The organism is Lentzea sp. NBRC 105346 (assembly GCF_030269605.1).
In the GTDB taxonomy this organism is placed as follows: Bacteria; Actinomycetota; Actinomycetes; order Mycobacteriales; family Pseudonocardiaceae; genus Lentzea.
The window spans coordinates 335,933-361,522 of the sequence record NZ_BSTQ01000007.1 but is presented as its reverse complement, the minus strand read 5'-3'; the positions used below and the strand labels follow the sequence as shown (position 1 = coordinate 361,522).

The following is a 25,590-nucleotide window of genomic DNA, read 5'->3' as shown; positions in this document are numbered from 1 at the left end:
AAAAACGATCAAAACGCAAGCCACCTCATCCCAGCCACGCCCGCAACCGCACAACACAACGCAACCCAGCCAACGGATCGGGACCACGACGGCAGCCAACCACCGTCTCGGTACGTTGGCATTTTCGTGCGGGACAGGCGCCCTAGCGCCTGGCCCGCACGAAAATGCCAACGTGGCGGCCGAAGGCCGAAACCCCTTATCCCCCAAGCGACCGCCGCAACCGCGGAATCACAGCAGGAGCGGAACCCGCCGGCAACCGAGCCGCCAACTCATAGACCGTCGGGTAGTCGAACACGGCCCGCAGATCCAAATCCGCCCCAGTCCGAGCCGAAACCCGTGCCACCATCCGAGAAGCCAGCAACGAATGCCCACCGAGCGCAAAGAAGTTGTCATGCACCCCAACGTCCGAAAGCTCCAGCAACTCAGCCCAGATCGAACACAGCAACTCCTCAGCCGGCGTACTAGGCGGCGACGACCGCAAAGCAACCACGGGACGAGGCGCAGGCAACGCGAGCCGATCCACCTTCCCGTTGGGAGTCAACGGCAGCGCCTCCAAAGCCACCACCTGGTTGGGAATCAGGTGCTGCGGCAACACAGACCGCAACGCGCTCAGATCCGCGCACCCAACGACGTAGGCGACCAACAACGAGTCCCGCACAGCAACAACAGCATCCACCACCGACGCCTGGGCGCGCAAAGCCGCCTCGATCTCCCCAAGCTCAATCCGATGCCCACGAATCTTGACCTGGTTGTCCACGCGGCCGAGGTAGTCGAGCCGGCCATCAGACCGCCACCGCACCAGATCCCCGGTCCGGTACATCCGCCCAGGCCCAAAGGGATTGGGCAGGTACCGGGAAGCAGTCAAGGACGGCCGAGCGTGGTATCCCCGAGTCACGCCAAGCCCAGCCAGGTAGAGCTCGCCGACCGAACCGATCGGCACGGGCCGCAACGACGAGTCCAGCACGTAAGCGCACGTTCCGTCGACAGGACGCCCAATCGGAGTACGTACTTCCGAAGGAGAGGTCACCGCGAAAGTCGAGTAGGTGGTGTCCTCGCTGGGCCCGTAAAGGTTGTACACAACGGGAACCGAGGCATGCAGGTCGCGGACCAGAGCAGGTGACAACGGCTCCCCAGCCAGATTCATCGTCCGCACGAGCGGCGGGATGGCCGAAGCCGCAAGGAGCTCCGTAGCCACGGACGGAACCGTATTGACCAAGGTCACGTGCTGGAACAACGAAGGCGAGTGGATCAGATCGAGAGCGTTGTTGGGCGCCAGCGTCACGGCGGCCCCACACACCAGCGGCGCGAAGATCTCGAACACCGACAGGTCGAAGCAGATCGACGTCGAGGCAAGCGTCTCCGCCAGCACCTCAATGGGAAACACCCGCACGGCCCACTCGAGCATGGCAGCAGCCTGCCGATGCTCGATCATCACGCCCTTGGGACGGCCGGTGGAACCAGACGTATAGATCGTGTACGCCAGGTCGTCCACAGCGCCAAGACCAAGCGGATCGGACGAGGCAGAGAGCCCGTAGTTCTCCTCGGTAATCAACACCGAAGCGCAGGTGTCCTCAACGATGAAGCGAACCCGCTCGGCCGGATAAGCAGGGTCGATCGGCACATAAGCCGCCCCCGCCTTCAGAACGCCGAGCAGAGTCACGATCAACCGGCTATCACGGGGCAAACACACGCCGACCAGATCACCGGGCCGAACACCATCGGCGACCAAGCGATGCGCCATGCGATTCGACAACGCATCCAACTCGGAGTAGCTCAGCGTGGCATCGACCGCCCGCAAAGCGACCGCCGAAGGTGACAAAGCAGCTTGGGCCGAGAACATCTGGTGTACGCACAAACCAGGCGCCGACGCGCCACGCCCGGTCTCCAAAGCGGTCAGCCGAATGCGTTCAGCGCTGCCACGGACGTCCAAAGCGGACAGCGGCATGTCCGGCACCGACACCAGAGCCTCGAGCACCCCGGTCAACCGAGAAGCGAAGAGCTGCATGGTGGACCGGTCGTACAGATCGGTGTTGAAGACGAGCCGCCCGGTCACCGAACCAACCCGTTCCTCGACCTGCAGCACGAGATCGAACTGGGTAGCCGTCTGCGGCACAGGCAGCGGCCGCACGGTCAGGTTGGGCAACCAGTAGGTAGGCGGCGTGCTGTTGACCGCCAGCATCACCTGGAAGAACGGCGCGCGGCTCTGATCGCGTTCCGGCGCCAGCTCCTGCACCAGCCGCTCAAACGGAACCTCGTGCAGATGCAGGTCGAGCACCGCGGCCTGCGTCATCCGCAAAGCCTCGGCCAACGTCGTGGCCGGTGTAGTCCGCAGGTGCAACGGCAAAGTGTTGACCAGCAAGCCGATCAGCCCGGTCGTATCCGGGTGGTTGCGCCCACTGGTAGGCGTACCGATCGTGACACTGTGCTGCCCGGTGAGTTTGGTCAGCAGCACCCCCAGCGCGGTAGCCAAAGCGGTGAACGTCGTGACACCGGGCAACTGCGGCACAGGCAGGTTCAGCGGAACGCTGTCGCCGTTGAACGTCTGGCGAGCTGGCCGGGGCCGATCGGTAGGCAGGTCCAACGTCGCGGCGCCAGCCAGATGATCGCGCCAGTAGTCGACATCGCCAGAGAACTGTTGCCACGCGGCGAAGTCCGCGTACTGGACAGAAGGAGCAGGCAGCGAATCACCCGAGTAGTGCGCAGTGATCTCACGCAGCAGCAGGTCGACCGACCAGCCGTCGGAGATCACGTGATGCATGCTCAACAACAGGACGTGCCGATCCTCCTCGACATGCACCAGCACGGCCCGCAGCAATGGCCCGGCCGAGAGATCGAATGGAACAGCGGCCTCAGCCGCGACAACCTGCTCCCAGTCAGGAGTGGAGATCTCGGTCAGCAGCACGACAGGCGTGGGCGAAACGACCTGGACGATTTCCTCGTCGATCTCCCGCAACGAGGTCCGCAGCGACTCGTGCCGCGACACGGTGAGACGCAACGCGGACCGCAGCCGCGAAACGTCGAGTGGTCCGTCGATCTCCGCCGCGCCGGTGATGTGGTAAGCGAGGTTCGCCTGCGGATCGAGCCGGCACAGGAACCACAACCGCTTCTGCGCGGCCGAGGCGGGCAGGAAACCAGAAGAGCGCGGCAGCAGTGGAATAGGCGCCAGATCGGAGTTGACCGGCAGGTGCGCGGCGAGCGAAGACACCGTCGGGTGGTCGAAGATCAGGCGTAGCGGCACCGTGGTGTCGAGCGCGGTGGTCAGCCGGTGCGTGAGGCGGGTGGCGAGCAACGAATGGCCGCCGAGGTCGAAGAAGTTGTCGTGCAACCCGAACTCGGGCACCTGCAGCAGTTCCGCGAACAGGTCCGCGACCAGCTTCTCCGACGGTGTGGCGGGCAGCTCCAACGACGCGGGCGCGACGACCACCGGCTCGGGCAGCGCAGCCCGGTCGACCTTCCCGTTGGGGGTCAACGGCAACGCGTCCAACACCACCACCTGGTTCGGAACCAGGTGGCCCGGCAGCTGTTCCCGCAACAACCCGAGGTCAACGGCTCCGACCACATAGGCGACGAGCCGTTGCTCGTGCACGGTCACGACGGCGTCGGACACCTGCCTGCGCAGGGCGGTCTCGATCTCGCCGAGCTCGACCCGGTGCCCGCGGATCTTGACCTGGTGGTCGGTGCGGCCGAGGTAGTCGAGCTGACCGTCGGGCCGCCACCGCACGAGGTCGCCGGTCCGGTACATCCGCCCAGGCCCGAACGGGTTGGGGAGGTAACGGGAAGCGGTCAACGAGGGACGCGCGTGATAGCCACGGGTCACCCCGAGACCGGAGAGGTAAAGCTCGCCGATCGCACCCAGCGGCACCGGGCGCAGGCAGGAGTCCAGTACAAGAGCGGACGTCCCGTCGACCGGCCGTCCAATCGGGGTGCGGTCGTGGCCGGGGTTGGTCACCGCGTGAGTGGAGTACGTGGTGTCCTCGCTCGGCCCGTACAGGTTGTGCACTGACGAGACCACGGGATGCGAGTACAGGTCCTGGACCAGAGCGGGCGGCAGCGGCTCGCCGGCCAGGTTGATCGTGTGCGCCGACGGCGGGATCGCGTCCGCGGCGAGCAGTTCCCGCGCCACCGACGGCACGCTGTTGATCAGCGTCACGTGCCGGTAGCCGCGTCGGTCGTGCACGAGGTCGAGCGCGTCGTTCGGCGCCAGCGTCACCGTGGCGCCCGAAACCAGCGGCGCGAAGATCTCGAACACCGACAGGTCGAAGCAGACCGACGTGGCCGCAAGCGTTTCCGCCAGCACTTCCGGAGGAAAGACCCGCACGGCCCACTCGAGCATGGCGGCGGTCTGCCGGTGTTCGATCATCACGCCCTTGGGGCGGCCGGTCGAACCGGAGGTGTAGATCGTGCACGCGAGGTGCGACGGCCGCGCGATGTTCACCGGTCGAGCATCCACATCGGACAGTTCGAACGTGTCGGCGGTGATGAGGAACGGCGCCGACGTGTCCTCGACGATGAAGCGGACCCGTTCGGCAGGGTAGGCGGGGTCGATCGGCACGTAGGCGCAGCCCACCTTCAGGATGCCGAGCATCGACGCGACCAACCGCGAGTCCCGCGGCAGGCAGACACCGACGAGCGCGCCGGGCTGGATGTCGAGGTCGACCAGGTACTGGCCGACGCGGTTGGCCAGCGTGTCGAGCTCGCGGTAGGTGAAGGTGCCGTCGGCCGCCCGCAACGCCACCGCGTCCGGCGTCCGGTCGACCTGCGCCTCGAACAGCTGGTGCACGCACCGGTCCGGGAACGTCGCCGGCCGGCCGGTGCCCAGCTCCGCGACCAGCGTGCGCTCGGCGGGGGTACGGATGTCGAGCGAAGCCAACGTCGTATCCGGCGACGAGTCAAGCGCCGTGATCATGGCGGCCAGGCGTTCGACGAACAGACGCGCGGTCGACGTCTCGTACAGGTCGGTGTTGTAGGTCAGGAAGCCGGTGATGGCATCACCGGACTGCTCCAGGTGCAGCGACAGGTCGAACTGGGTCCCCGCGGGCGGCTCGTCGACGCGGGTGAACGAGAGGCCGGGGATGTCGAGCCGCTGCGGCGGTTCGACGTTCAGCGCCAGCATCACCTGGAAGAACGGGCTGCGGCTCTGGTCGCGCTCCGGCCGCAGGTGGTGCACGAGCTGCTCGAACGGTGTGTCGCTGTGCCGGTGCGTATCGGCCAGCTCGGCGTGCGTGTCGCGCAACGCCTGCGCCAGCGTCGTGGCCGGTGTCGTGATCCGGCGCAACGGCAGGCTGTTCACCAGGAAGCCGATGATCGACTCCGTGTCCGGGTGCGTGCGGCCGGTCGCCGGGATGCCGATCGTGACGTCGTGCTGCCCGGACAGCTTGGTGAGCAACGAGGTCAGCGCGGTCGTGATGACCGCGAACGCCGTCGTGCCGGTCCGCCGGGCGATCTCGTCCACCCCCGACAAAGAGATCGGGACGGCCGCGCCGTGGTGCGTCTGGTGCGGCGGCCGGGGCTTGTCGGTCGGCAGGTCCAGGGTCGCCGCGCCGGCCAGCTTCGCGCGCCAATGGTCGAGATGGTCGCCGGGTTCGTGCCACGCGGCGAAGTCCGCGTACTGCACGGGTGCCGCGGGCTCGATGCCCTGGTACAGCGACGCGATCTCCTTCAGCAGCACAGTCAACGACCAGCCGTCCGCGATCGCGTGGTGCAGTGACAGCCGCAGGAACCGGTCGTCCAGCGAGAAGCGGAACAGGCTGTGCTCCGGCTCCCACACCGGATGGATCGTCTGCACGACCTCGCCGTCGACGATGCTCAACGTGGTGCGCAGCGACTCGTGCCGTTGCGCGACCCGGCGAATCGCCGTGATCAGCCGGTCGGGGTCGAGCGGTCCGTCGATGCGCGCGCCGCCGGTGATCTCGTACGCCTGGTGGGCCTTAGGGTCGAGCTGGCACAGGAACCACAGGCGCGCCTGACTGGCGGACGCGGGCAGCGTGATCGTGCCGTCGTCGTTCAGGATCCGTTTGGTGGCGGGAATCCGGATGTGCGAGCCGCGCGCGGGCAGGTTGGCGGCCAGCTCCGCGACCGTGGGGTGGTCGAACACCAGGCGCAACGGCACGGTCGTGCCGAGCTCCGTGGTCAGCCGGTGCGTCAGGCGCGTGGCCAGCAGCGAGTGGCCACCGATGGTGAAGAAGTCGTCGTGCACTCCGGCCGGACGGCCGAGCAGCTCCTCCCAGAGCCCGGCGACCAGCTTTTCCAACGACGTGCGCGGGGCTTCGCTGACCACGGCGGCCGGTGCGGGCAGCGCCTTGCGGTCCACCTTCCCGTTCGGGGTCAACGGCAGTGTGTCGAGCGTGATGACCTGGTTGGGGATCAGGTGACCGGGCAACCGCGAGCGGAGAGCGGCGGTGTCCACGGTCCCGGCGACATAGGCGACCAGGCGTTGGTCGAGCGCGACGACCACCGCCTCGGTGACGGATTCCTGTTCGCGCAGTGCGGTTTCGATCTCGCCGAGCTCGATCCGGTACCCGCGGATCTTGACCTGGTGGTCGGCCCGGCCGAGGTAGTCGAGGTGGCCGTCCGTGCGCCACCGCACCAGGTCGCCGGTCCGGTACATCCGCCCCGGTCCGAAGGGATTCGGCAGGTATCTCTCGGCCGTGAGGCCCGGACGCGCGTGGTAGCCGCGGGTCACGCCAAGGCCGGAGAGGTACAGCTCACCGGCCGCGCCCAACGGCACCGGCCGCAGCTGGGCGTCGAGCACGTGGGCCTGCGTCCCGTCCACCGGACGCCCGATCGGCGTGCGGTCGTGCGCCGGATCGGTGGCGACCCACGTCGAGTACGTGGTGTCCTCACTGGGGCCGTAGAGGTTGTTCACCCGGTACCCGCGCAGATCGCGCACGAGGTCCGGAGGCAGCGGCTCGCCGGCGAGGTTGATCATCCGCACCGAGGCCGGGATGGCGCCCGCGGCCAGCAGTTCGCGGCCGACCGACGGCACGGTGTCGATCAAAGTCACGTGACCGAACGATGAAGGAGAGTGGATCAGGTCGAGGGTGTCGTTGGGCGCCAACGTGACCGTGGCGCCGCACACCAGCGGCGCGAAGATCTCGAACACCGACAGGTCGAAGCACACAGACGTGCCGGCCAGCGTCTCCGCCAGCACCTCGGAGGGGAACACCCGCACCGCCCACTCGAGCATGGCGACCGTCTGCCGGTGTTCGATCAACACACCCTTGGGGCGGCCGGTCGAGCCCGAGGTGTAGATCGTGTACGCCAGGTCGTCGGAACCGACCGGCACATGCGGCCGCGAGTCGTTGCCGGACAACGCATACGTGTCGTCGCTGATGAGCACGGGTGCGGCGGCGTCCGCCAGCATGAACTGGATACGTTCCGACGGATAGCCCGGATCGATCGGCACGTACGCCGCGCCCGCCTTCAGCACACCCAGCAACGCGATGATCAACCTGCTGTCGCGCGGCAGGCACACGCCGACCAGATCACCAGGACGGACACCGCGATTCACGAGATCGTGCGCCAGCCGGTTGGCCGACGCGTCCAGCTCGCGGTAGGTGAGCGTGCCGTCGATCGCCCGCAGCGCAACGGCATCAGGAGTGCGGTCGGCCTGCGCCTCGACCAGCTCGTGCACGCACCGAGTGGGCGCAGAGGCGTTGTGGCCGGAGACGAGCGACTCGAGCCGGGAACGTTCGGCTTCGGTGCGCACATCGAGGTCCTCGAGCGGTGTGTCGAGCGACGTGAGCAACGACGTGAGCGCGACACCGAACCGGTCGGCGATCAACTCCGCGGTCGCGGCGTCGTACAGATCCGTGTCGTAGCCGAGGAACCCGGTCAGACCGTCCGGAGTCAGCCACAGGTACAGCTCCAGGTCGTACTGGATCGCCGCGGGCGCCATCAGGACCGGCGTGACGGGCAGGCCGTCCAGTTCGAACGACGGCAAACCGTCCTGCAGCACGCACATCACCCGGAACTCGGGGCTGCCGACCTGCTCGAACGGTACGTGCGCGTGCGCATACGCACCGAGGCACGTCTCCTTGACCGCGTTCAACAACTCCCGGCCGGTCGAGGCCTCCGAGCTGTCGGTGCGCAGGGCCAGCATGTTCACCAGCGGGCCGATCGCGCGCGGCGCGAGGTGCCGTTCGCGCGTCGCGGCAGGCGATCCGATCACGATGTCGGTCTGGCCGGACGTCTTCGACACGGCGAGGTGCAGGGCGCTGAGCAACACCATGAACGGCGTCACGCCGTCGGAGGAGCGGACCGCGTGGTTCAGGGTGAGCGGCACGGTGGCGGACCGGAACCGCGGTCGCGCCGGCCGGGGCCGGTCGGTGGGCACGGCCAGCGAGGGCAGGTCGGCGAGTTTCTCGTGCCAGTAAGCGAGATCGGCGTCGGTGACCGACGTCGATCTCGCGGGCATCGGCTGCGGCGCGGGCAGCTCGTGACCCGAGTAGGCGGCGCACAACTCGGCTAGGAAGACGCCGAGCGACCAGCCGTCGGACACGTAGTGGTGCGCGACGACCTGCAGGAGCGTCTCGTCGTCGAGGCGGTACACCGCGAACCGCCACAGCGGCCCGGTGTCGAGGTCCATGGGGGCCGAAGCGAGCCGTTCGGCCGCTGCCAACGCTTCCGCGCGGTTGCCGAGAGTCGAGACGACCGGCTCACCGGGGCCGAGAATCGGGTGCCGGGCGACGACCGTCGCGACGGCGGCCTGAAGTCGTTCGACATCAAGGCTTCCGGGAACGGAGGCGACGAACGACAGGACGTTGACCGCGGTGCCGGGGTGGATCTCCTCGAACAGCCGCAGGCCCTCCTGCGTCGGGTTCGGCCCGGTCGCGGCGGGCGTGCTGCGGGTGCGCCAGCGGGCTACGAGATCGCGTCCGAGGTCCACTACAGGCTCCCGATCCGGTCGGCCACGAGCGTCGCGGTGACCCCGTCGGACGCCCAGCGGGTCAGCAGTCGCCTGGTCAGTTCACGCGGTGACTGCGCTTCGAGCACCACCTCGATCGGCACCGGCAGCCCCAGCGCGTCCTCGGTGATGGCGGCGATCTCGGCGCCACGGATGGAGTCGCCGCCGATGCTGCTCAACGTCTGTGTCGGCCCGCACGCGGGCACCTCGCACACCGCGGCGAACACGCTGCCGAAGAACTGCTCGACCGGTTCGCCGTCCGCACCAACGGGAGCAGACGTGACCACCCCGCCCAACGACCCGTCGAGATAGCGCGTCCGGGCCAGCGAGCGCTGGATCTTGCCGCTCGTCGTGCGCGGGATCGTGCCGGGCGGGCACAGCACGACGGTGTCGACGCGCGCGCCGGTGCCGGTGAGCACGGCCGCGCGGACGTCGATCGACAGCTCCTCCGGGTCGGCGTCCCTACGGGCGAGCTCCACCGCCACCACGAGTTCGTCGTCGACCATGAACGCCGCCGCGGTCGGGCGCAGCAACGGGTTGTCCAGCACCGCGGCCGCCTCGACGTCGTGCGCGTGGTGGTTGACGCCGTGCTGGATCAGCACGTCCTTGCGGCGTCCGGTGACGAACAGGTGGCCGTCGCGCAGGTACCCGAGGTCGCCGGTACGCAGGAAGCGGTGACCGTCGAGCGTGCCGAAAAGCTCGTGCTCCGGCTGCCCGGTGTCGTTGAGGTAGCCGTTGCTGATCGACGGCCCGCGCACCCAGATCTCACCCTCGGCCTCAACGCGTTCCAACGACACGGGATCGACGATCGCCACCTCGTGGTCCGCGATCACCGGACCGCAGTCGACGCGGCCTTCGTCGTCCACGCAGTCATCGGACAGGTGCCGCCCGGTGACGATCAACGTCGCCTCCGCCAGCCCGTAACAGGGGAGGAACGCCTCGGGACGGAAACCGTTGGCGGCGAAGCGTTCCGCGAACGCGGCGAGCGTGCGCGGCCGGATCGGCTCGGCGCCGTTGAACGCCAGCCGCCACGCGCTGAGGTCCACATCGGACAGATCCTTGCCCGCCGCGCGGCGCACGCACAGGTCGTAGCCGAAGTTCGGCGCGCCGGTGTGCGTGATGCCCTGCGAGCCGATCTGCCGCAGCCATTCGAGCGGGTTCTTCAGGAAGTGGATCGGCGACATCAACCGGACCGGAAAACCGCCGTGCACGGGCGTGAGAATGAATCCGATGAGGCCCATGTCGTGATAAGGCGGCAGCCACGATATCGCGCGCGTGGATTCGTCGAGCCGGAACACGTCGCTGATCGCGCGAATATTCGCCATCAGATTTCCGTGGGTGAGCACGACGCCTTTCGGCTGGTTCGTGCTGCCCGACGTGTACTGCACGAGCGCCACGTCGCCGGGGGAGGGGAGCCGGTTCCACTCGCGGTCGATGGGGTCGTCCGGGTCGAGGGTCACGACCGGCGGCAGACCCTCCGGCGCGCCGGACGACGTGAGCAGCTCGAGCACGAACGGATCGGCGAGCAGCGCGGTCGCCTGGGAGTCCTCGAGCACGCGGGCGAAGCGTTGCTTGATCCGATCCGCGGCGCCGAAGAGCGGCGGATACGTGGGCACCGCGGGCACTCCGGCGAGAAAACAGCCGTACACCGCGACGACGAAGTCCAGGCCGGGCGGGTACAGCAGCAGCGTCGGCCCCGTGCCGGGCAGCCGCTGGGCGACACGGGTCGCGCGGTCGAGCAGCTCCCGGTAGGTCAGCGTGTCGACCCGGCCGTCGTCGTGCAGGTACTCGAAGGCGATCTTCTCGCCGTCGGACGCGACGTGGTCGAGCAGGACATGCGCCAGCGTGCGTGGGGGCATCGGCGAGACTCCATTTCTGCAGCTATCGCTCCGGCGAATGTAAAGAGACCGGCTCTCGCCTCGTTCTCACGCACCTACCTGCGGTCTCTCACCTTTCTCTGCGCTTCTTGACCTGCCCTTGGGGTGGGCTGGCACATTGATTGAGCCCGCCGACCGAAACCATTCTCTCCGAGGAGGTGCGCGTGGCCAGTTGGCTGACGTCTTTCGCCGACGTGTCCGATCCGGCCTGCGAACTGGTGTGCTTTCCGCACGCCGGCGGCGGCAGCTCGGTTTTCCAGACCTGGCACCAGCACACCGATGCGCTGCGCGTGTCGGCGATCCGGTTGCCCGGCCGGGAATCGCGCCTCCGCGAGCCCGCGATCGCCGACCTCGGTGAGCTCGTCGAAGCCCTCGCCACCGCGCTGGTCCGCCTGCCGGAGAAGCCGTACGCCTTCTACGGTCACAGCATGGGCGCGCTCGTCGCGTTCGAACTGACGAGGAAGTTCCGCGCGCTCGGACTTCCCTTGCCCAGGGGACTTTTCGTCGCCGGCATGGACGCGCCGCAGCAGCTCGACCTCGACCGTGCGCACGACCTGCCGCGCGACGAGCTGGTGGCGTGGCTGATCGGCGTGAACGGGCTGAGCCCCGAGGTGCTCGAGTACCCGGCGCTGATCGACCTGATGCTGCCGACGATCCGCGCCGACCTCGCCGTGGTCGAGGACTACGACTTCCAGCAGCAGCCGCCACTGCCGGTGCCGATCCACGTGCTGCGCGGCCGGGCCGACGTGCAGGTCACCGTCGAGGGCTGCGACGGCTGGAGCGCTCTGACCGATGCGGGCTGCCGGGTCACCGACTTCGACGGCGACCACTTCTTCGTGGAACAGCGGGAAAAAGACATCGTGCGGCTGATCGAAGCCGACCTCATCGCGGAAAGGGCGCAACGATGAGCAGCTCGTCCTACGTGGGCGGTGTGAGCGGCGGGCCCGCCCGCGACTACAGCTCCTTCTTCGTGCTGCCCGCGTCGTCGTCGCAACGCCAGCTGTGGTTCCTGTGCCAGCTCGACGAAGGCGCCAACGCCGCCTACAACGTCGTCAGCGCGGTACGGCTGACCGGCCGGCTCGACCACGTGCTGCTGCAGCGCGCGTTGAACGAAGTCGTTGCCCGGCACGAGAGTCTGCGCACCGGCATCGGCCTGGTGGACGGCGAGGCTCGTCAGGTCGTCGTGCCTTCGACACTGGTGTCGCTGCCGGTCGTCGAGGGCGACGTGCAGGAGCTGGCCGCCGAGCAGGCCGCGATCCCGTTCACGCTCGACGAGCCGCCGCTGCTGCGGGTTGTGCTGGTGCGCGAGGCACCCGACGTGCACACGTTGATCGTGGTCATCCACCACATCGCGTGCGACGGCTGGTCCACCGAGGTCTTCTACCGCGACCTCGCGCAGGCCTACCAGCAGGTGTCGTTGCCCGAGCCTTCGATCCAGTACGCGGACTACGTTGCGTGGCAAGAGGAAACGCTGGTCGGCGAACCGATGCGCGACCTCGTCACGCACTGGCGGTCCGCGTTGTCCGGCATCACCCCGCTGAACCTGCCTATCGACCGGCCGCGCACCACCCAGCGCAAGACCGGGGGACGCATCGAGGTTCCGCTGCCCGGCATCGACGTGACGCGGTGGGACGCGACGAGGTTCATGGTGCTGCTGGCGGCGTTCAAGGTGACGCTCGCGCGGGTGTGCGGCACGGCGGACGTCGCCGTGGGCACGCCGGTCGCCGGACGGCACCACCCCGACGCCGAGGACCTGATCGGGTTCTTCGCCAACACCCTCGTCCTGCGGACCCGGCTGCCACTCGACGAGTCGTTCGACGCCGCGGTGAGCGCGGTCCGCGACACGTGCCTCGCGGCGTTCTCGCACCAGCGGATGCCGTTCGACCGGCTCGTCGAGGAGATGCGGCTGCCGCGTGTGCTGGACCGCAACCCCTTGTTCGACGTCATGTTCTCGGTGCAGGACAAGCCCGCCGTGGCGGTCGAGCTGCCCTCGCTGACCATGGCGCCCGTCGAGCTGGTGACCACGTCGGCGAAGTTCGACCTCTGGCTCACCGTGCTGCCCGACCGGATCCGGCTCGACTACGACGCGGACCTGTACGACGAGCAGACCGCCCGCCGGATCCTGTCGCTCTACCTGGCGGTGCTGCGTTCTCCCGACGGTGTCTGCGCGGGTCTGCCGAAGGCGAGCGACGACGACCTCGCGCAGCTTTCCTATTGGGCAGAAGGGCCTTCGGTACCGGTGCCCGAGCTGGTCGTGCCGGCCGAGGCGAAGGAGCTCGCACAGCTGTTGCGTGACGAGGGCATCGGAACCGGTGTCGTCGTCTCCACACCACCCGAGGCATCGCCCGAGCTCGTGGTGATCGCCCACGCCGTGCTGGCGGTCGGCGGCACCCTCGCGTACGGCCGGCGCCACACGCGCGACGGCGCGTTCGTCAAGCACAACGGCGACTGGGTGATCACCACCGGCCCGCGGTTCGACCCGGTCGACGACGCGACGCCCGACCTGAGAGACGTCACCGTCCCGATCAGAGATCGGCTGGGGATCAAGCCGGACGACGACGTGGTGCTGCTCGCGGATCCCGGCGTCGGGCCCGACCTGGCCGACCTGCTGCTGTGCACCGAGATCAGCCGCGGTGAAGCACCCGAGAACGCCTGGATTCTCGGTGCGCCACAGACGTTCCGCCGCCTGATCACCGAAGGCTGGACACCACCCGTCGGCGCGAAGCTGGTGTGCCGCGGCGAGGTCGTCGCGGACGACGTGGTGCGCATGCTGCGCCGCACCGGCCGTGAGGTCTTCGTCGGCCACAACGCCAACGGAACTCCGATCTCACTGGAACCCGGTGGCGCGCCGCTCGCCAATACGACCCGCGAGCTGCGTGACGCGACTGGTGAACCGGCGCCGATTGGCACGGTGGGCGAGCTGTATCTGAGCGGTGCGCCGACCGGCCAACGCCACCGCTACACGAGTGCGGGCGAGCTGGAGTTCGTCGGATACGTCGACGAACGGCTGGCCGTGGGCGACCACCTGGTGGTGCCGAGCCGGATCGAGGCCGCACTCGAATCCGTCGAAGGCGTGCGGTCCGCCGCGGTCGTCGCGGGCAACGTCGGTGCGGAGACGCGGCTGGTCGGCTGGCTCGTGCTGGATGGTGCGAAAGCCGCCGCCAGCCCGCGGGAACAGGACGAGTTCGTCACCGCGGTCAAGGCAAAGGCCACGCAGACCCTGCAACCGCACGAGATCCCGGTCGCGTTCGGCGTACTGCCCGAACTGCCGGAGCACCGGACCGCGCTCGCCGCACTGCCGGCGGAGGCGTTGCTGGGCAAGGTCGACGACACGCCGCCGCGCAACCGGATCGAACGCGTCGTCGTGTCGATCTTCAAGGACACGCTGCCGGTGCGGGAGTTCGGCGTGCACGCCGACTTCTTCGCGCTCGGCGGCCACTCGATGCTCGCCGCCAAGGTCATCGGCCGGGTGCGCGACCAGCTGGGCGTGCTCGTCCCGATCCGGGACTTCTTCCAGCGCTCCACGGCAGCCGGGCTCGCGGAAGCCGTTGCGGCGCTGGAGAACCAGGACAAGCCCAAGGACAAGGTGACCGCGCTGCGCGGTCAGCTGGACGGCATGACCGACAAGGAAATCGAGCAGCTCTTGCGTCAACTCGGCTGAACGAGAAGGAGAAGCACTCAGATGGGCATCGACGACGCCGACACGATCTTCCAGGTCGTGGTCAACGAAGAGGACCAGTACTCGATCTGGTTCGCCGACCGCACGCTCCCCGAGGGCTGGACCGCGGACGGCACCACGGGCACCAAGCAGGAATGCCTGCAGCACATCGAAAAGGTGTGGACCGACATGCGACCCAGGTCCGTCCGCGAGCGCGTCAACAGCTGACCCCATCACCAAGGACAGGAGTGCACTGATGAGCCAGCAGCACGAGCTGGAGTCCATGACGCCGGAGGAGAAGCGCGCGCTGCTCGCCCAGCTCCTGGACGGTTCCGCCGAGGCCACCCCGAGCAACCTCTCCCTGGAGCAGCGCCGGCTCTGGCTGCTCCTCCAACTCGACGACAGCAAGCCGTGGCAGGTCAGCGCCGCCGCCCGGCTCACCGGTGACGTGTCGCCGGCCGCGATGCAGCAGGCGCTGACCGCGGTCGTGCAGCGGCACGAGGTGCTGCGCGCGACGTTCCGCGAGGTCGACGGCCACCCGCTCGCCACCACGACGCCGGCCGTCACGTTGCGCCTGCCGGTCGTCGAGACCGAGGACCTGGCGAAGGTCGTCGCGGACGAGGTGCGCACCCGGTTCGACCTCACCAAGGGCCCGCTGGTCCGCGCCTCGCTCCTCAAGCGCAGTGACGACCACGTCCTGCTGCTCACGCTGCACCAGATGGTGGCCGACCGCCGGTCCGCCAAGCTTCTGGTCGACGAGGTGCTCACGAAGTACACGGAACTCGTGGACGGCACGGCCGGCGACGTGATCGCCACGCCGGTCGACTTCCACTCTCTTGTCACGGCTCAGCGTGAGTGGGTCAACGGCGACGACGCGGCCAAGGACGTCGACTACTGGCGCGACCAGCTGGCGGCGGTGACCGCGCTGGAGTTGCCGACCGACCGCCCGCGCCCGCCGCTCAAGACCATCCACGGCGACTCGGTCACCGTCGAAGTGCCGCTGTCGAACGTCAGCAGCGACGTCCTGCTGTCCGCCTACATCGCAGTGCTGTCGAGGTATTCGCAGCAGCGCGACCTCGCGGTCGGCGTGCCGGTGCCGGCGTCGTGGCACGAGGACGGCGCGAACCTGGTGGGACCGCTGGAGAACATGGTCCCGCTGCGCGTCGAGGTGAGCGACGACGACTCGCTGGAACGACTGGCCGCGCAGGTCGGTGCGATCCACGCCGAGGCGCTGACGCACGCGCGCCTGTCGTTCGACCGGATCGTCGAGGCCGCCCAGCCGCAGCGCGACCTCAGCCGCACGCCGCTGTTCCAGGTCTTCTTCGCCTACGAGGAGGAGACCCACGAGCTGCTGGACCTGCCGACGACGTGGACGCCGCACGACATCGACCTCTACGCCGTGCGCCGCAACGGCAAGCTGACGCTGCGCGCGCAGTACAACACCGACCTGTTCGACCAGAGCACGATCGAACGCTTCCTCGGGCACGTCCTGCTGGTCCTGCAGGCCGACGTCGCCCAGCCGCTCGCCGAGATTCCCCTGCTGACGCAGGCGGAACGCGAGCGCGTGGTCGTCGACTGGAACGCCACCGACATCGAGTACGAGCCGGCGACGCTGCACCAGCTCGTCGAGGAAGCCGCTGCCACGAACCCCAAGGGAATCGCGCTGGCCGGCGGCGACGAGGAACTCACCTACGAGCAGCTGGACAACCGCGCCAACGCGCTCGCCGCCGAGCTCGTCGCGCGGGGCATCACCACCGAGTCGCGCGTCGGTGTGCTGGTCGACCGCACGGTCCACTCGGTGGTCGGTCTGCTGGCCGTGCTGAAGGCCGGTGGCGCGTACGTGCCGCTCGACCCGTCGTACCCGGCGGACCGCCTGGCGTTCATCGTCGGCGACGCGGGCATCGAGCTGTTCGTGGGCCTGCGCAAGGCGATCGACACGCTGCCGCAGGAGGTCGCGGGCACCGACCGCATCACCATTCCGACGACCGACCAGCAGGCGGCCAAGCCCGAGGTCAGCGTCAACACAGGCGACCTCGCCTACGTCATCTACACCTCCGGTTCCACGGGACGACCGAAGGGCGTCGCGGTCGAGCACCGCGCGATCGTCGCGTCCACCAAGGCCCGCGGCACGCTCGAGGGCTCCGGCCTGCCCGAGCGGTACCTGGTGCTGGCGCCGCTGACGTTCGACGCCGCGGGCGGTGGCCTGTACTGGACGCTGAGCCGCGCGGGCACGGTCGTTTTCCCGACCGAGTCCGAGGTGCTCGACCCGCGCCTGCTGGGCCGGCTGATCCGCACCCGTGAACTGACCCATGTGGACGGTGTGCCGTCGCAGTACGCCGTGCTGCTGGAGACCGACCTCGAAGCGCGCGACTCGGTCAAGACCACGGTCGTCGCCGGCGAGGCGTTGCCGCCGAGCCTGGTCGCCGACCACTACCGCGTCTCGCCGAACGCCGCGCTGTACAACGAGTACGGCCCGACCGAGGCGTCGGTGTGGGCGACCGTGCACCCGGTGTCGCGGCAGGACGCGAACCTGCCACGCGTGCCGATCGGCCGCCCGGTGCCCGGCGCCAAGGTCTACCTGCTGGACAAGCGGTTCAACCCGGTGCCGCCCGGTGTGCCCGGCGAGCTGTACATCGGCGGCGACGGCGTGGCCCGCGGCTACGTCAACCGCGCGGCGATGACCGCGGAACGCTTCCTGCCCAACCCGTTCGGGGTTGGCCGGCTGTACCGCACGGGCGACCTCGCGCGCTACCAGGCGGACGGCACGATCGAGTTCCTCGGCCGCGCGGACACGCAGGTCAAGATCCGCGGCTTCCGCATCGAGCTGTCCGAGATCGAGAACGTCGTGCTGCGCCACCCGCTCGTGGCCGAGGCCGTCGTCACGGTCCGCGAGGACCAGCCGGGCGTGCCGCGCCTGATCGCGTACGTCGTGCCGGTCATCGGTCGCGTCCTCACGCAGGAGACGCTGATCAACCACGTGATCGGCCAGGTGCCCGACTACATGGTGCCGAGCACGTTCGTCACGCTGGAGAAGATGCCGCTCACCAAGCACGGCAAGGTCGACACGAAGTCGCTGCCCGCGCCCGAGGTGATCATCGCGAGCGGGTTCGTCGAGCCGGCCAACGAGCTGGAGGCGGGCATCGCGGAGACGTTCGCGTCGGTGCTGGGCCTGCAGCACATCAGCGCCACGGCCGACTTCTTCTCGCTGGGCGGCAACTCGCTGCTCGTCGCCCGCCTGGCCGCGCAGCTCTCCCGCGAGAACGACATCGAGCTGCCGATCGACGAGGTGTTCCGCGTTCCCACGGTGCAGGGCATCGCGCGGGTCGTCGAGACGCACCAGCGTGAGCGCAACGACGTCGACAGCGCCGCGCTGTACGCCCAGCAGGTCGCCGAGCTCGTCGCGGACGTGAAGCTCGACCCGAGCATCAAGCCGGACGGGCTGCCGAAGGCGGACTGGTTCGACCCGAAGAACGTTCTCGTCACCGGTGCCACCGGCTACCTCGGCGTGTTCATCGCGGTCGAGCTCGTCAAGCGCACCAACGCGACCGTGCACTGCCTGGTCCGCGGCGAGAGCGCCGACGTGGCGTGGGACCGGCTCGAGGAGACCATGCGCAAGTACCGCGCGTGGGACGAGTCGTACCGCGGCCGGATCAAGGTCGTCACCGGTGACCTCGCCAAGCCGTACCTCGGGCTGCCGAAGGAGGAGTTCGACCGGTACTGCGAGCTGTTCGACTCGGTCTACCACTCGGGCGCGATCGTCAACTTCACCTACCCGTACGAGGCGATGAAGGCGGCGAACGTTCTCGGCACCGAGGAGCTGCTGCGGCTGTGCACCCGTAAGACGCTCAAGGCGTTCCACCTGGTGTCCAGTGTGGACGTCTTCATGGGCACCGGCGCCGAGCGGCCGTTCACCGAGCAGGACCTGAGCATGCGGCCGGTCAAGGTGCCGACCGGGTACCCGCGCACCAAGTGGGTCGCCGAGCACATCACGGTCATCGCCCGCGACCGCGGCATCCCGGTGACCGTGCAACGCCCGTGGATGATCACCGGTCACACCAAGACCGGCGCCTCGCACGACACCGACTACCTCTACGTCTACCTCAGGGGCTTCCTGGACCTCGGTGTCCTGCCGCTCTACAACGACGTGATCAACGCGGTGCCGGTCGACTACACCGCCGAGGCGATCGTCTACACGTCGCTGCGCGAGGAGAACCTGGGCAAGAACTTCAACATCACCAACCGGGAACCGACCACGATGCAGCAGTGCTACCAGTGGCTGCGGTCGTTCGGCTACGACCTCAACGTCGTGGCCGAGGAAGAGGCCCGCCGCCAGGCGCTCGAGGTGGACGAGGACCACATCCTCTACCCGCTCACGCCGTTGCTGCGGGTGGCGTCCATGCGGCACGCGGCGCTCGACCCCGAGCTGCAGAAGCAGGTCGACCCGCTGGACGAGTGCCGCGTGCTCCTCGCGGCGCTGGAGGGCTCGGGCATCGAGTGCCCGCCGGTCAACGAGGCGTGGGCGCACTCGTGCTTCCAGTTCCTCGTGGACAACGGATATCTGCCGGCACCACAAGACGTTGTGAGGCAGTAATGAACGTTCGCTATCTGGACCTGTCGTCGATCGACGCCAAGGACGTCGACACGCTCACCCGCAACATCGCCGCCGACTTCGGCGCCAGCACCGCTCCGGCGGTGCTGGCCGCGGCGGCCGGCCTCGCGCAGCGGTTGCCGCAGAGCCTCGTGGACGAGCTGCGGGACTTCCGGTTGCACGAGCCGTCCGCGGCACTCGTGGTGCGCGGCCTGCGGGTCGACGACGAGGAGATCGGGCCGACCCCGCTGGACTGGCGCACGCCGCCGGCCCCGGAACACGCTGCGGCGCTGACCGCGCACGAGGTCTACCTGGTGCTGGTCGCGTCGCTGCTCGGGGACATCTTCGGCTGGTCGACGTTGCAGAACGGAAAGCTGCTGCACAACGTCGTCCCGATGCCGACCGAGGTACAAGAGCAGAGCGGGCACGGCACGGTGAAGCTGGAGTGGCACACCGAGGACGGGTTCCACCCCAACCGCTGCGACTACCTGCTGCTGCTCGGCGTCCGCAACCACGACGCCGTGCCGACCACGATCGCCTCGATCGACGACGTGGTGATCTCGCCGCGGCACCGGGAAGTGCTGGCGCAGAAGCGGTTCCTGATCCGGCCGGACAACGAGCACCTGAACCGGGCGCGGGCGTTGGTCGGACCGGGACAGGTGCACACCATCCAGCGCATGCAGGACAGCCCGGAACCCAGCGCGGTGCTCTTCGGTCACCCCGAAGCGCCGTACCTGCGGATCGACCCGGCGTTCATGACCGCGCGGCCCGGTGATCCCGAGGCGGCGGAAGCGTTACGGGTGTTGGTTTCCCGGTTGGATGCCGCTTTGTCCGCGGTGCCGCTCGGCGCGGGCGACCTGCTCGTCGTCGACAACTACAAGGCCGTGCACGGGCGCAGCGAGTTCACCGCCCGGTTCGACGGCACCGACCGCTGGCTCAAGAAGGTGGTCGTGACGAGGGATCTGCGCAGATCGCGTTGCTACCGGGCGGCCGCCCACGAACGCATCCTGCTGTGAATGGTCGTGAGTGGTTTCCGTCGCTATGGCAACGGAAACCACTCACGACCCCTGCTGAAGGAGCTGATCGTGCCTGACCTGACTGATCGTGCCTGGCTGGTGCTGGGCGAGCTCGACCTCGGCCGGACCAAGGCCCGGCTCGCCACGACCTTCCCGGGCCTGCGTCTGGTCGGGTACGACTTCTCCGCACCCGGTGAGGAGTTCAGCGGCGCGCAGGCCGGAGCCTGCTGGGGTGAGCTGGTGCGGGCCGAGACCGAGGCCGCGGTCATCGACATCACCGGGGCACCCGCGAGGGTGGCGCTGGCCAAGCTCGGCCGGCGCCACCACCTCGCCGTGGTGATCACGCGTGGGGGCCTCGACCCGCGGGCCGTGCTCGGCTGTGTCCTGGCCGACGAACCCGTTGGGGTGGCCGCGGAACCACAACCGCCCCAGATTCCGGAGGTCGACCTGCCCGGCCTCCGGACCGGCCAGCCCTCCGGTTCCGCGAGCACCCTGATCCGCCCGTGCGCCGACGTCGACGAACCGACGCTCGCCGCGGCCGTCGCGATCCTGCTGGCCCGCTACCGGTCCCAGCCCAACGCACATCTCCTGGTGTCCGGACGGCTGGTGCCGGTCACCGTCAACGAGAACGAGCCCGCGGGTGCGCTGGTCCGCAGAATCCGGAACACCACAGGCATCCCGGTGCCACCAGGCATCAGTACATCCGTCGCCGTCACCCGGCACCACAAGGCGAAGCCGGAAGCGGTGGGCCCCTTCGTCATCACCCCGGTCGAGGTGGCCGACGGACGCGCCCGGCACGAACTGGCGATCTCACTGACCCCGGAACGCACGCTGCGGATCGACTACGACGCGGGCCTGTTCGAAACCCCGGACGTCTTCGCGTTCGCCAACCGCCTCCGCCACGTGATCGACGAGATCGTGGCCGACCGCCCGGTCGTGGAGATCACCGCGCTGACCGACGAGGAGACCGCGGCCGTCGCCGAGTGGTCGCGGGGCGACCGGCAGGAGTTGCCGGACACGTGCCTGCACACGGTGGTCGAACGGCACGACCCGCAAGCCCTGGCCGTGGTGTGCGGCGACGCGAAGCTGACCTACGGCGAACTCAACGATCGCGCGGACGCGGTGGCGAACGCGCTGGCGGAGCAGGGGATCGGCCGGCACGACGTCGTCGCGATCATGGCCGAACGCCGCGTCGAGTCGATCGTCGCGATGCTCGGCGTGCTCAAGTCCGGCGCCGCGTACGTCCCGATCGAGCCGTCGTACCCCGAGGAACGGATCCGGCACATCATCGAGGACTCCGGCGCCCGTGCCGTGCTGACCGGCGACGAGACCGGGATCCCCGGACATCGGCCAAGGCACGTCGACCCGGCCGACACCGCCTACCTGATCTACACCTCCGGCTCGACCGGTGTGCCCAAGGGCGTCGCGGTCAGCCATCGGTCCATTGTGGTCTCCACGCACGCGCGCGGTGTCGGTGGTCCGCCCCCGAAGAAAGACCTTGTCACGATGCCGTTGTGCTTCGACGGCGCCGCGGGCGGCCTGTACTGGACGTTGACGGGCGGTGGCACGGTCGTGCTGCCCACCGAGATCGAGGCGCACGACCTGCTCGCGTTGAGAAGTCTGTTGCTGCGTCACCGGGTCACGCACATCCACTCGGTGCCGTCGCACTACGGACTGGTGCTGCAGGCCGCCGGCGGGTCGGGGCTCGAGGACCTGAAGCTGGTCTCCGTCGGCGGCGAGCCGATGCCGCCGAAGCTGGTCGCGCGGCACCTGTTCGACTGCCCGGACGCCGTGCTGCTCAACGACTACGGCCCGACCGAGGCCGCGGTCTGGGCGACCGCGCACCGCTGCGACTTCGCGGACGCCACTGGTGCCAAGATCCCGATCGGCGGCCCACTGCCGAACTACCGCATCCACGTGCTGGACGCGCACCTGCGCCCGGTGCCGCCCGGACTGCCCGGCGAGATCTACATCGGCGGACCGGCCGTCGCGCGCGGCTACCATCGCAGGCCGCAGCTCACCGCGGAACGGTTCCTGCCGGACCCGTTCGGCAACGGCAGGTTGTACCGCACCGGAGACCGCGGCCAGTGGTCCGCGCAGGGCGAGCTGTACATCCTCGGCCGCGTCGACAACCAGGTGAAGCTGCGCGGGTTCCGCGTCGAGCTCGGCGAGATCGAGGCCGCGGTCCGCCAGCACAAGGGTGTCGCGGACTGCGTGGTGCAGGTGCGCGAAACCAGGGTGCTCGCGTTCGTCGCGTCGCACGCCGGCGTCACCGAGGCCGAGCTGCGCGGTGAGGTCGCCCGCCTGCTGCCCGCGTACATGCACCCGGACCGGTTCATCGTGCTGCCCGAACTGCCACGCAGTCCCAGCGGCAAGCTCGACCTGCAACGGCTGCGCGCCTACGAGGTCGATCTGGCGGCTGTGTCATGACCGTCATCGACTCGCCGTCGCAGCTGTGCGCCAGGATCGGCAGCCTGGCACCGCGCCGCGTGTTGCACATCGGCGACGCGCGGCTCGCGGTGGCCGCGGAGCACTACCGGTTGGTCAGCGCGTCGGAACGGGTGCACGCGCGGCGTGGCGACTACGACCTGGTGCTGCTGGACCTCACCGCCCGAGGCGCGTCCACATTGGACATACCGGCGACCGTGACCGCGGGCCTCGGACTCGTCGGGCACGAGGGCGCCGTGTTCGTCGCGAACCTCGGGGCCGCCGGCTGGTCTCCGTCGGCGCTGCTGCGCGGCCTCGGCCCCGGTGTCGAGGTGCACGCCTACCCCGATTTCGACGTCGTGCTGCGACATTCCCAGCGCGTGGCGGGAGCGCCGATGCTCCGGTGGAACCACGAGCTGCACGCCGCGTCGCACCTCGCGCGGCTGCTCGCGGACCGCTCCGTCGAACGCGTGCGGCTCGTCGGCGTCCCCCTGGCCTGTTGGCACGAGATCGACGCCATCTGCGCCGAACACGGCTACGAGGTCGCGTCCTCGACCGGAACGCAGTACCACTTCGACGCAGTGCTGGAGCTTCGATGAACACAGTTGTGGTCGGTGGCGCCGGGCAGGTCGGCCGGTTGTTCGTCCGGCTGTGCCTCCAGCATGGACCGGTCGTGTCGATCGACGGTGGAGCGTCGCTCGTTCACGAAGCTGAATCCGTCACGGGTGACGCGTGCGCGCCCGATCAGCAGATCCTGGAAAAGATCGCCGCCGCCGACGTGGTGATCTTCGCGTTGCCCGAGCACGTGGCGCTCGACGCGGCGACCGCCTGTGCCGCGGCGGTGCGGCCGGGCACGTTGCTGGTGGAGACGCTGTCCGTGCAGCAGGGAATCACGCGCGGCCTCACCGCGCTGGCGGAGGAACGCGGCGCCGAGGTGTGCGGCCTGAACCCGATGTTCGCGCCCGCGCTCGGTTTCGCGGGCAACTCCGTCGCCGCGATCCGCGTGGTCGACGGCCCGCGCACGGCCGCACTCCTCGACCTGATCGGAAGTGCGGGCGCGGACGTGGTGGAACTGTCGGCGGCCGACCACGACCGGACGGCCGCGGTGATGCAGGCCGCCACACATGCGGCCGTGCTGGCGTTCGGCAGCGTCGTCGCCGGTCACGACATGCGCACTCTCATCACGCTCGCACCTCCGCCTCACCTGACGATGCTGGCGTTGTTGGCGCGCATCACCGGTGGCAACCTGGACGTGTACTGGGACATCCAGGCCGCCAACCCCGACGCGGCCGAGGCGCGGGCCGCGTTGAGCGAGGCGGTGACCGAGCTGGACGAGCTGGCGATGGTCGGCGACCGCGGGCGCTTCCAGGACTGGGTGCGGCGGATCGGCGACCACCTCGGCGCCGACGGGCCCCGGCTGCGGGACCGCTGCGCCGAGCTGTTCGCCCTGAGCCGATAGAGGGAAACCCATGCAGACCGTCCGGGACGTCACCCGCCAGCTGATGCGCGAACTCGGGCTCACGACCGTGTTCGGCAATCCGGGCACCACCGAGATCGCGTTCCTGACCGACTGGCCGGACGACTTCCGGTACGTCCTCGGTCTGCAGGAGTCGGTCGTCGTGGCGATGGCCGACGGATACGCGCACGCCACCCGGAGTCCCGTTCTGGTCAACCTGCATTCGGCGGGCGGTCTGGGCCACGGTCTCGGGCACGTTTTCACGGCGTTCCGCAACCGCACGCCGCTGATCGTGCTGGCCGGGCAGCAAATGCGCACGCTGTTGCCGGACGACCCGTTCCTGGGCGCCACGGACGCGGTCGACTTCCCTAAGCCGTATGTGAAGTGGAGCTGTGAACCGGCCCGCGCGCAGGACGTGCCGGCCGCGCTCGCGCGGGCGTTCCACATCGCGTCCCAGGCACCTCAGGGCCCGGTGTTCCTGTCCGTTCCGGTCGACGACTGGGACGAGCCATATGAAGGCACAGTCCCGCAACGGCCACGCATTCCCGGATTCGCACCGGATCCCCGAACACTGCAGGACCTGGCCGCCGCGCTGAACGGAAGCACGCGGCCCGGCATCGTCGCCGGTCCCGCGATCGACGAGGATGCCGCCGTCGAGGACCTGATCGCGTTGGCGGAGCAGCTGAACGCCGGCGTGTGGGCGGCCGGCGTGTCGCCGCGCTGCTCGTTCCCCGAGGACCACCGCCTGTTCCGCGGCTTCCTCCACCCGGAACGCCGGGCCACCGCCGAAGCGCTGCGGGAACACGACGTCGTGCTCGTGCTCGGCGCGCCGGCGTTCACCTATCACGTCTACCGCGGTGAGTCCGACGTCGCGCTGCCGCCGCTGTTCCTGGTCAGCGACAACGACCAGGAGCTCGCGCGGGCCCGTGCGGGCGCCGGCATCCGCGCCACGATGAAGCTCGCGATCACCGCGCTCAACGACCTCGTGCACCACGTGGACCGGACGCCACCGCCGAGGTTGACCAGGCCACCGCGGCCGGCGGAGACGTCGCCGATCTCGGCCGGACTCGTGTACTCGACGGTCGCGGAACTGTTGCCGGACAACGCGGTCGTGGTCGAGGAGACGCCGAGCCATCGGACCCTGCTGCACGATCACTTACCGATCTCAGCGACCGACACGGGTTTCCTCACGACGGCCAGCGGCGCCCTAGGCTACGGCCTGCCCGCGGCGATCGGTGTGGCGATGGGCAAACCGGATCGGAAGGTCGTGGCCGTGCTGGGCGACGGCTCGTCGATGTACAGCATCCAGGGACTGTGGACCGCGGCAAGGGAACGCGTGCCGGTGACGTTCGTGATCCTGGACAACACCCAGTACTCGGCGGTGCGCACGCTGGGCGCGGCGGCGGGTGGCCGCAACATCCCCGGAGTGGACCTCGGCGACCTGGATTTCGTCGCACTGGCAACGGGAATGGGCTGCGAAGCGACGACCGTGAGTCGGCCCGACGAACTGAAGGCCGCGCTTTCCCTTGCACTGCAAGACGAACGGCCGCACCTCGTGCACGTGCTCGTCGACCCGAACCCTCCAGCAATGTACTAGTCGTGAGTGGTTTCCGTCGTCATAGCAACGGAAACCACTCACGACCCCGCTGATACCGCGACGAGA

The 25,590-nt window shown here is 69.0% G+C and carries 10 protein-coding genes and 3 pseudogenes; 9 read left to right on the top strand and 4 right to left on the bottom strand.

What is annotated here, in order from left to right; all coding sequences use genetic code 11:
* Window positions 1–196: 196 nt before the first annotated feature.
* The 4 genes and pseudogenes from QSK35_RS42855 to QSK35_RS18290 form a co-directional block, all read right to left on the bottom strand.
* Window positions 197–433 (bottom strand): annotated as a pseudogene (locus QSK35_RS42855) (phosphopantetheine-binding protein); the annotation flags it as partial.
* Between the two features lie 132 nt (window positions 434–565).
* A pseudogene (locus tag QSK35_RS42850) lies at window positions 566–1,825 on the bottom strand (AMP-binding protein); the annotation flags it as partial.
* Window positions 1,826–1,915: 90 nt separating this feature from the next.
* Window positions 1,916–8,887 (bottom strand): annotated as a pseudogene (locus tag QSK35_RS18295) (amino acid adenylation domain-containing protein); the annotation flags it as partial.
* Window positions 8,887–10,764 carry an AMP-binding protein gene (locus QSK35_RS18290; protein WP_285747612.1) on the bottom strand — a complete coding sequence of 626 codons (1,878 nt, stop codon included), beginning with the start codon at window positions 10,762–10,764 and terminating at the stop codon, window positions 8,887–8,889. The gene QSK35_RS18290 and the pseudogene QSK35_RS18295, both read right to left, overlap by 1 nt.
* Window positions 10,765–10,946: 182 nt before the next feature.
* Here QSK35_RS18290 and QSK35_RS18285 point away from each other — a divergent pair, with 182 nt between their 5' ends.
* The 9 genes from QSK35_RS18285 (at window position 10,947) to mdlC (ending at window position 25,524) form a co-directional block, all read left to right on the top strand.
* On the top strand, window positions 10,947–11,690 hold the full coding sequence (locus QSK35_RS18285) for a thioesterase II family protein (RefSeq protein WP_285747611.1): 744 nt from the start codon (window positions 10,947–10,949) through the stop codon (window positions 11,688–11,690).
* Window positions 11,687–14,443, top strand: coding sequence for a condensation domain-containing protein (locus tag QSK35_RS18280; RefSeq protein ID WP_285747610.1), 2,757 nt, complete (start codon window positions 11,687–11,689; stop codon window positions 14,441–14,443). The genes QSK35_RS18285 and QSK35_RS18280 overlap by 4 nt, the downstream gene beginning before the upstream one ends.
* Window positions 14,444–14,464: 21 nt before the next feature.
* Entirely contained in the window at window positions 14,465–14,668 is a 204-nt protein-coding gene (locus tag QSK35_RS18275) for an MbtH family protein (RefSeq protein WP_285747608.1), read from the top strand.
* Between the two features lie 28 nt (window positions 14,669–14,696).
* Window positions 14,697–19,031, top strand: a complete 4,335-nt coding sequence (locus tag QSK35_RS18270; RefSeq protein WP_285747606.1) for a non-ribosomal peptide synthetase family protein — start codon at window positions 14,697–14,699, stop codon at window positions 19,029–19,031.
* Complete coding sequence (gene gntD, locus QSK35_RS18265; RefSeq protein ID WP_285747604.1) at window positions 19,031–20,044, top strand: guanitoxin biosynthesis L-enduracididine beta-hydroxylase GntD; 1,014 nt, start codon at window positions 19,031–19,033, stop codon at window positions 20,042–20,044. The genes QSK35_RS18270 and gntD overlap by 1 nt, the downstream gene beginning before the upstream one ends.
* 69 nt (window positions 20,045–20,113) lie before the next feature.
* Entirely contained in the window at window positions 20,114–22,474 is a 2,361-nt protein-coding gene (locus QSK35_RS18260) for an amino acid adenylation domain-containing protein (RefSeq protein WP_285747602.1), read from the top strand.
* Window positions 22,471–23,070: a hypothetical protein gene (locus QSK35_RS18255; protein ID WP_285747600.1), complete on the top strand. Its 600-nt coding sequence runs from the start codon at window positions 22,471–22,473 to the stop codon at window positions 23,068–23,070. The genes QSK35_RS18260 and QSK35_RS18255 overlap by 4 nt, the downstream gene beginning before the upstream one ends.
* The gene (locus QSK35_RS18250; RefSeq protein WP_285747599.1) at window positions 23,067–23,930 is read left to right on the top strand and encodes a prephenate dehydrogenase/arogenate dehydrogenase family protein; all 864 of its coding nucleotides are present in this window, start codon (window positions 23,067–23,069) and stop codon (window positions 23,928–23,930) included. Before QSK35_RS18255 ends, QSK35_RS18250 begins: the two co-directional genes overlap by 4 nt.
* A gap of 10 nt (window positions 23,931–23,940) precedes the next feature.
* A complete protein-coding gene (mdlC, locus tag QSK35_RS18245; protein ID WP_285747597.1) occupies window positions 23,941–25,524 on the top strand; it encodes a benzoylformate decarboxylase in 1,584 nt (527 codons plus the stop codon).
* The last annotated feature ends 66 nt before the right edge of the window (window positions 25,525–25,590 follow it).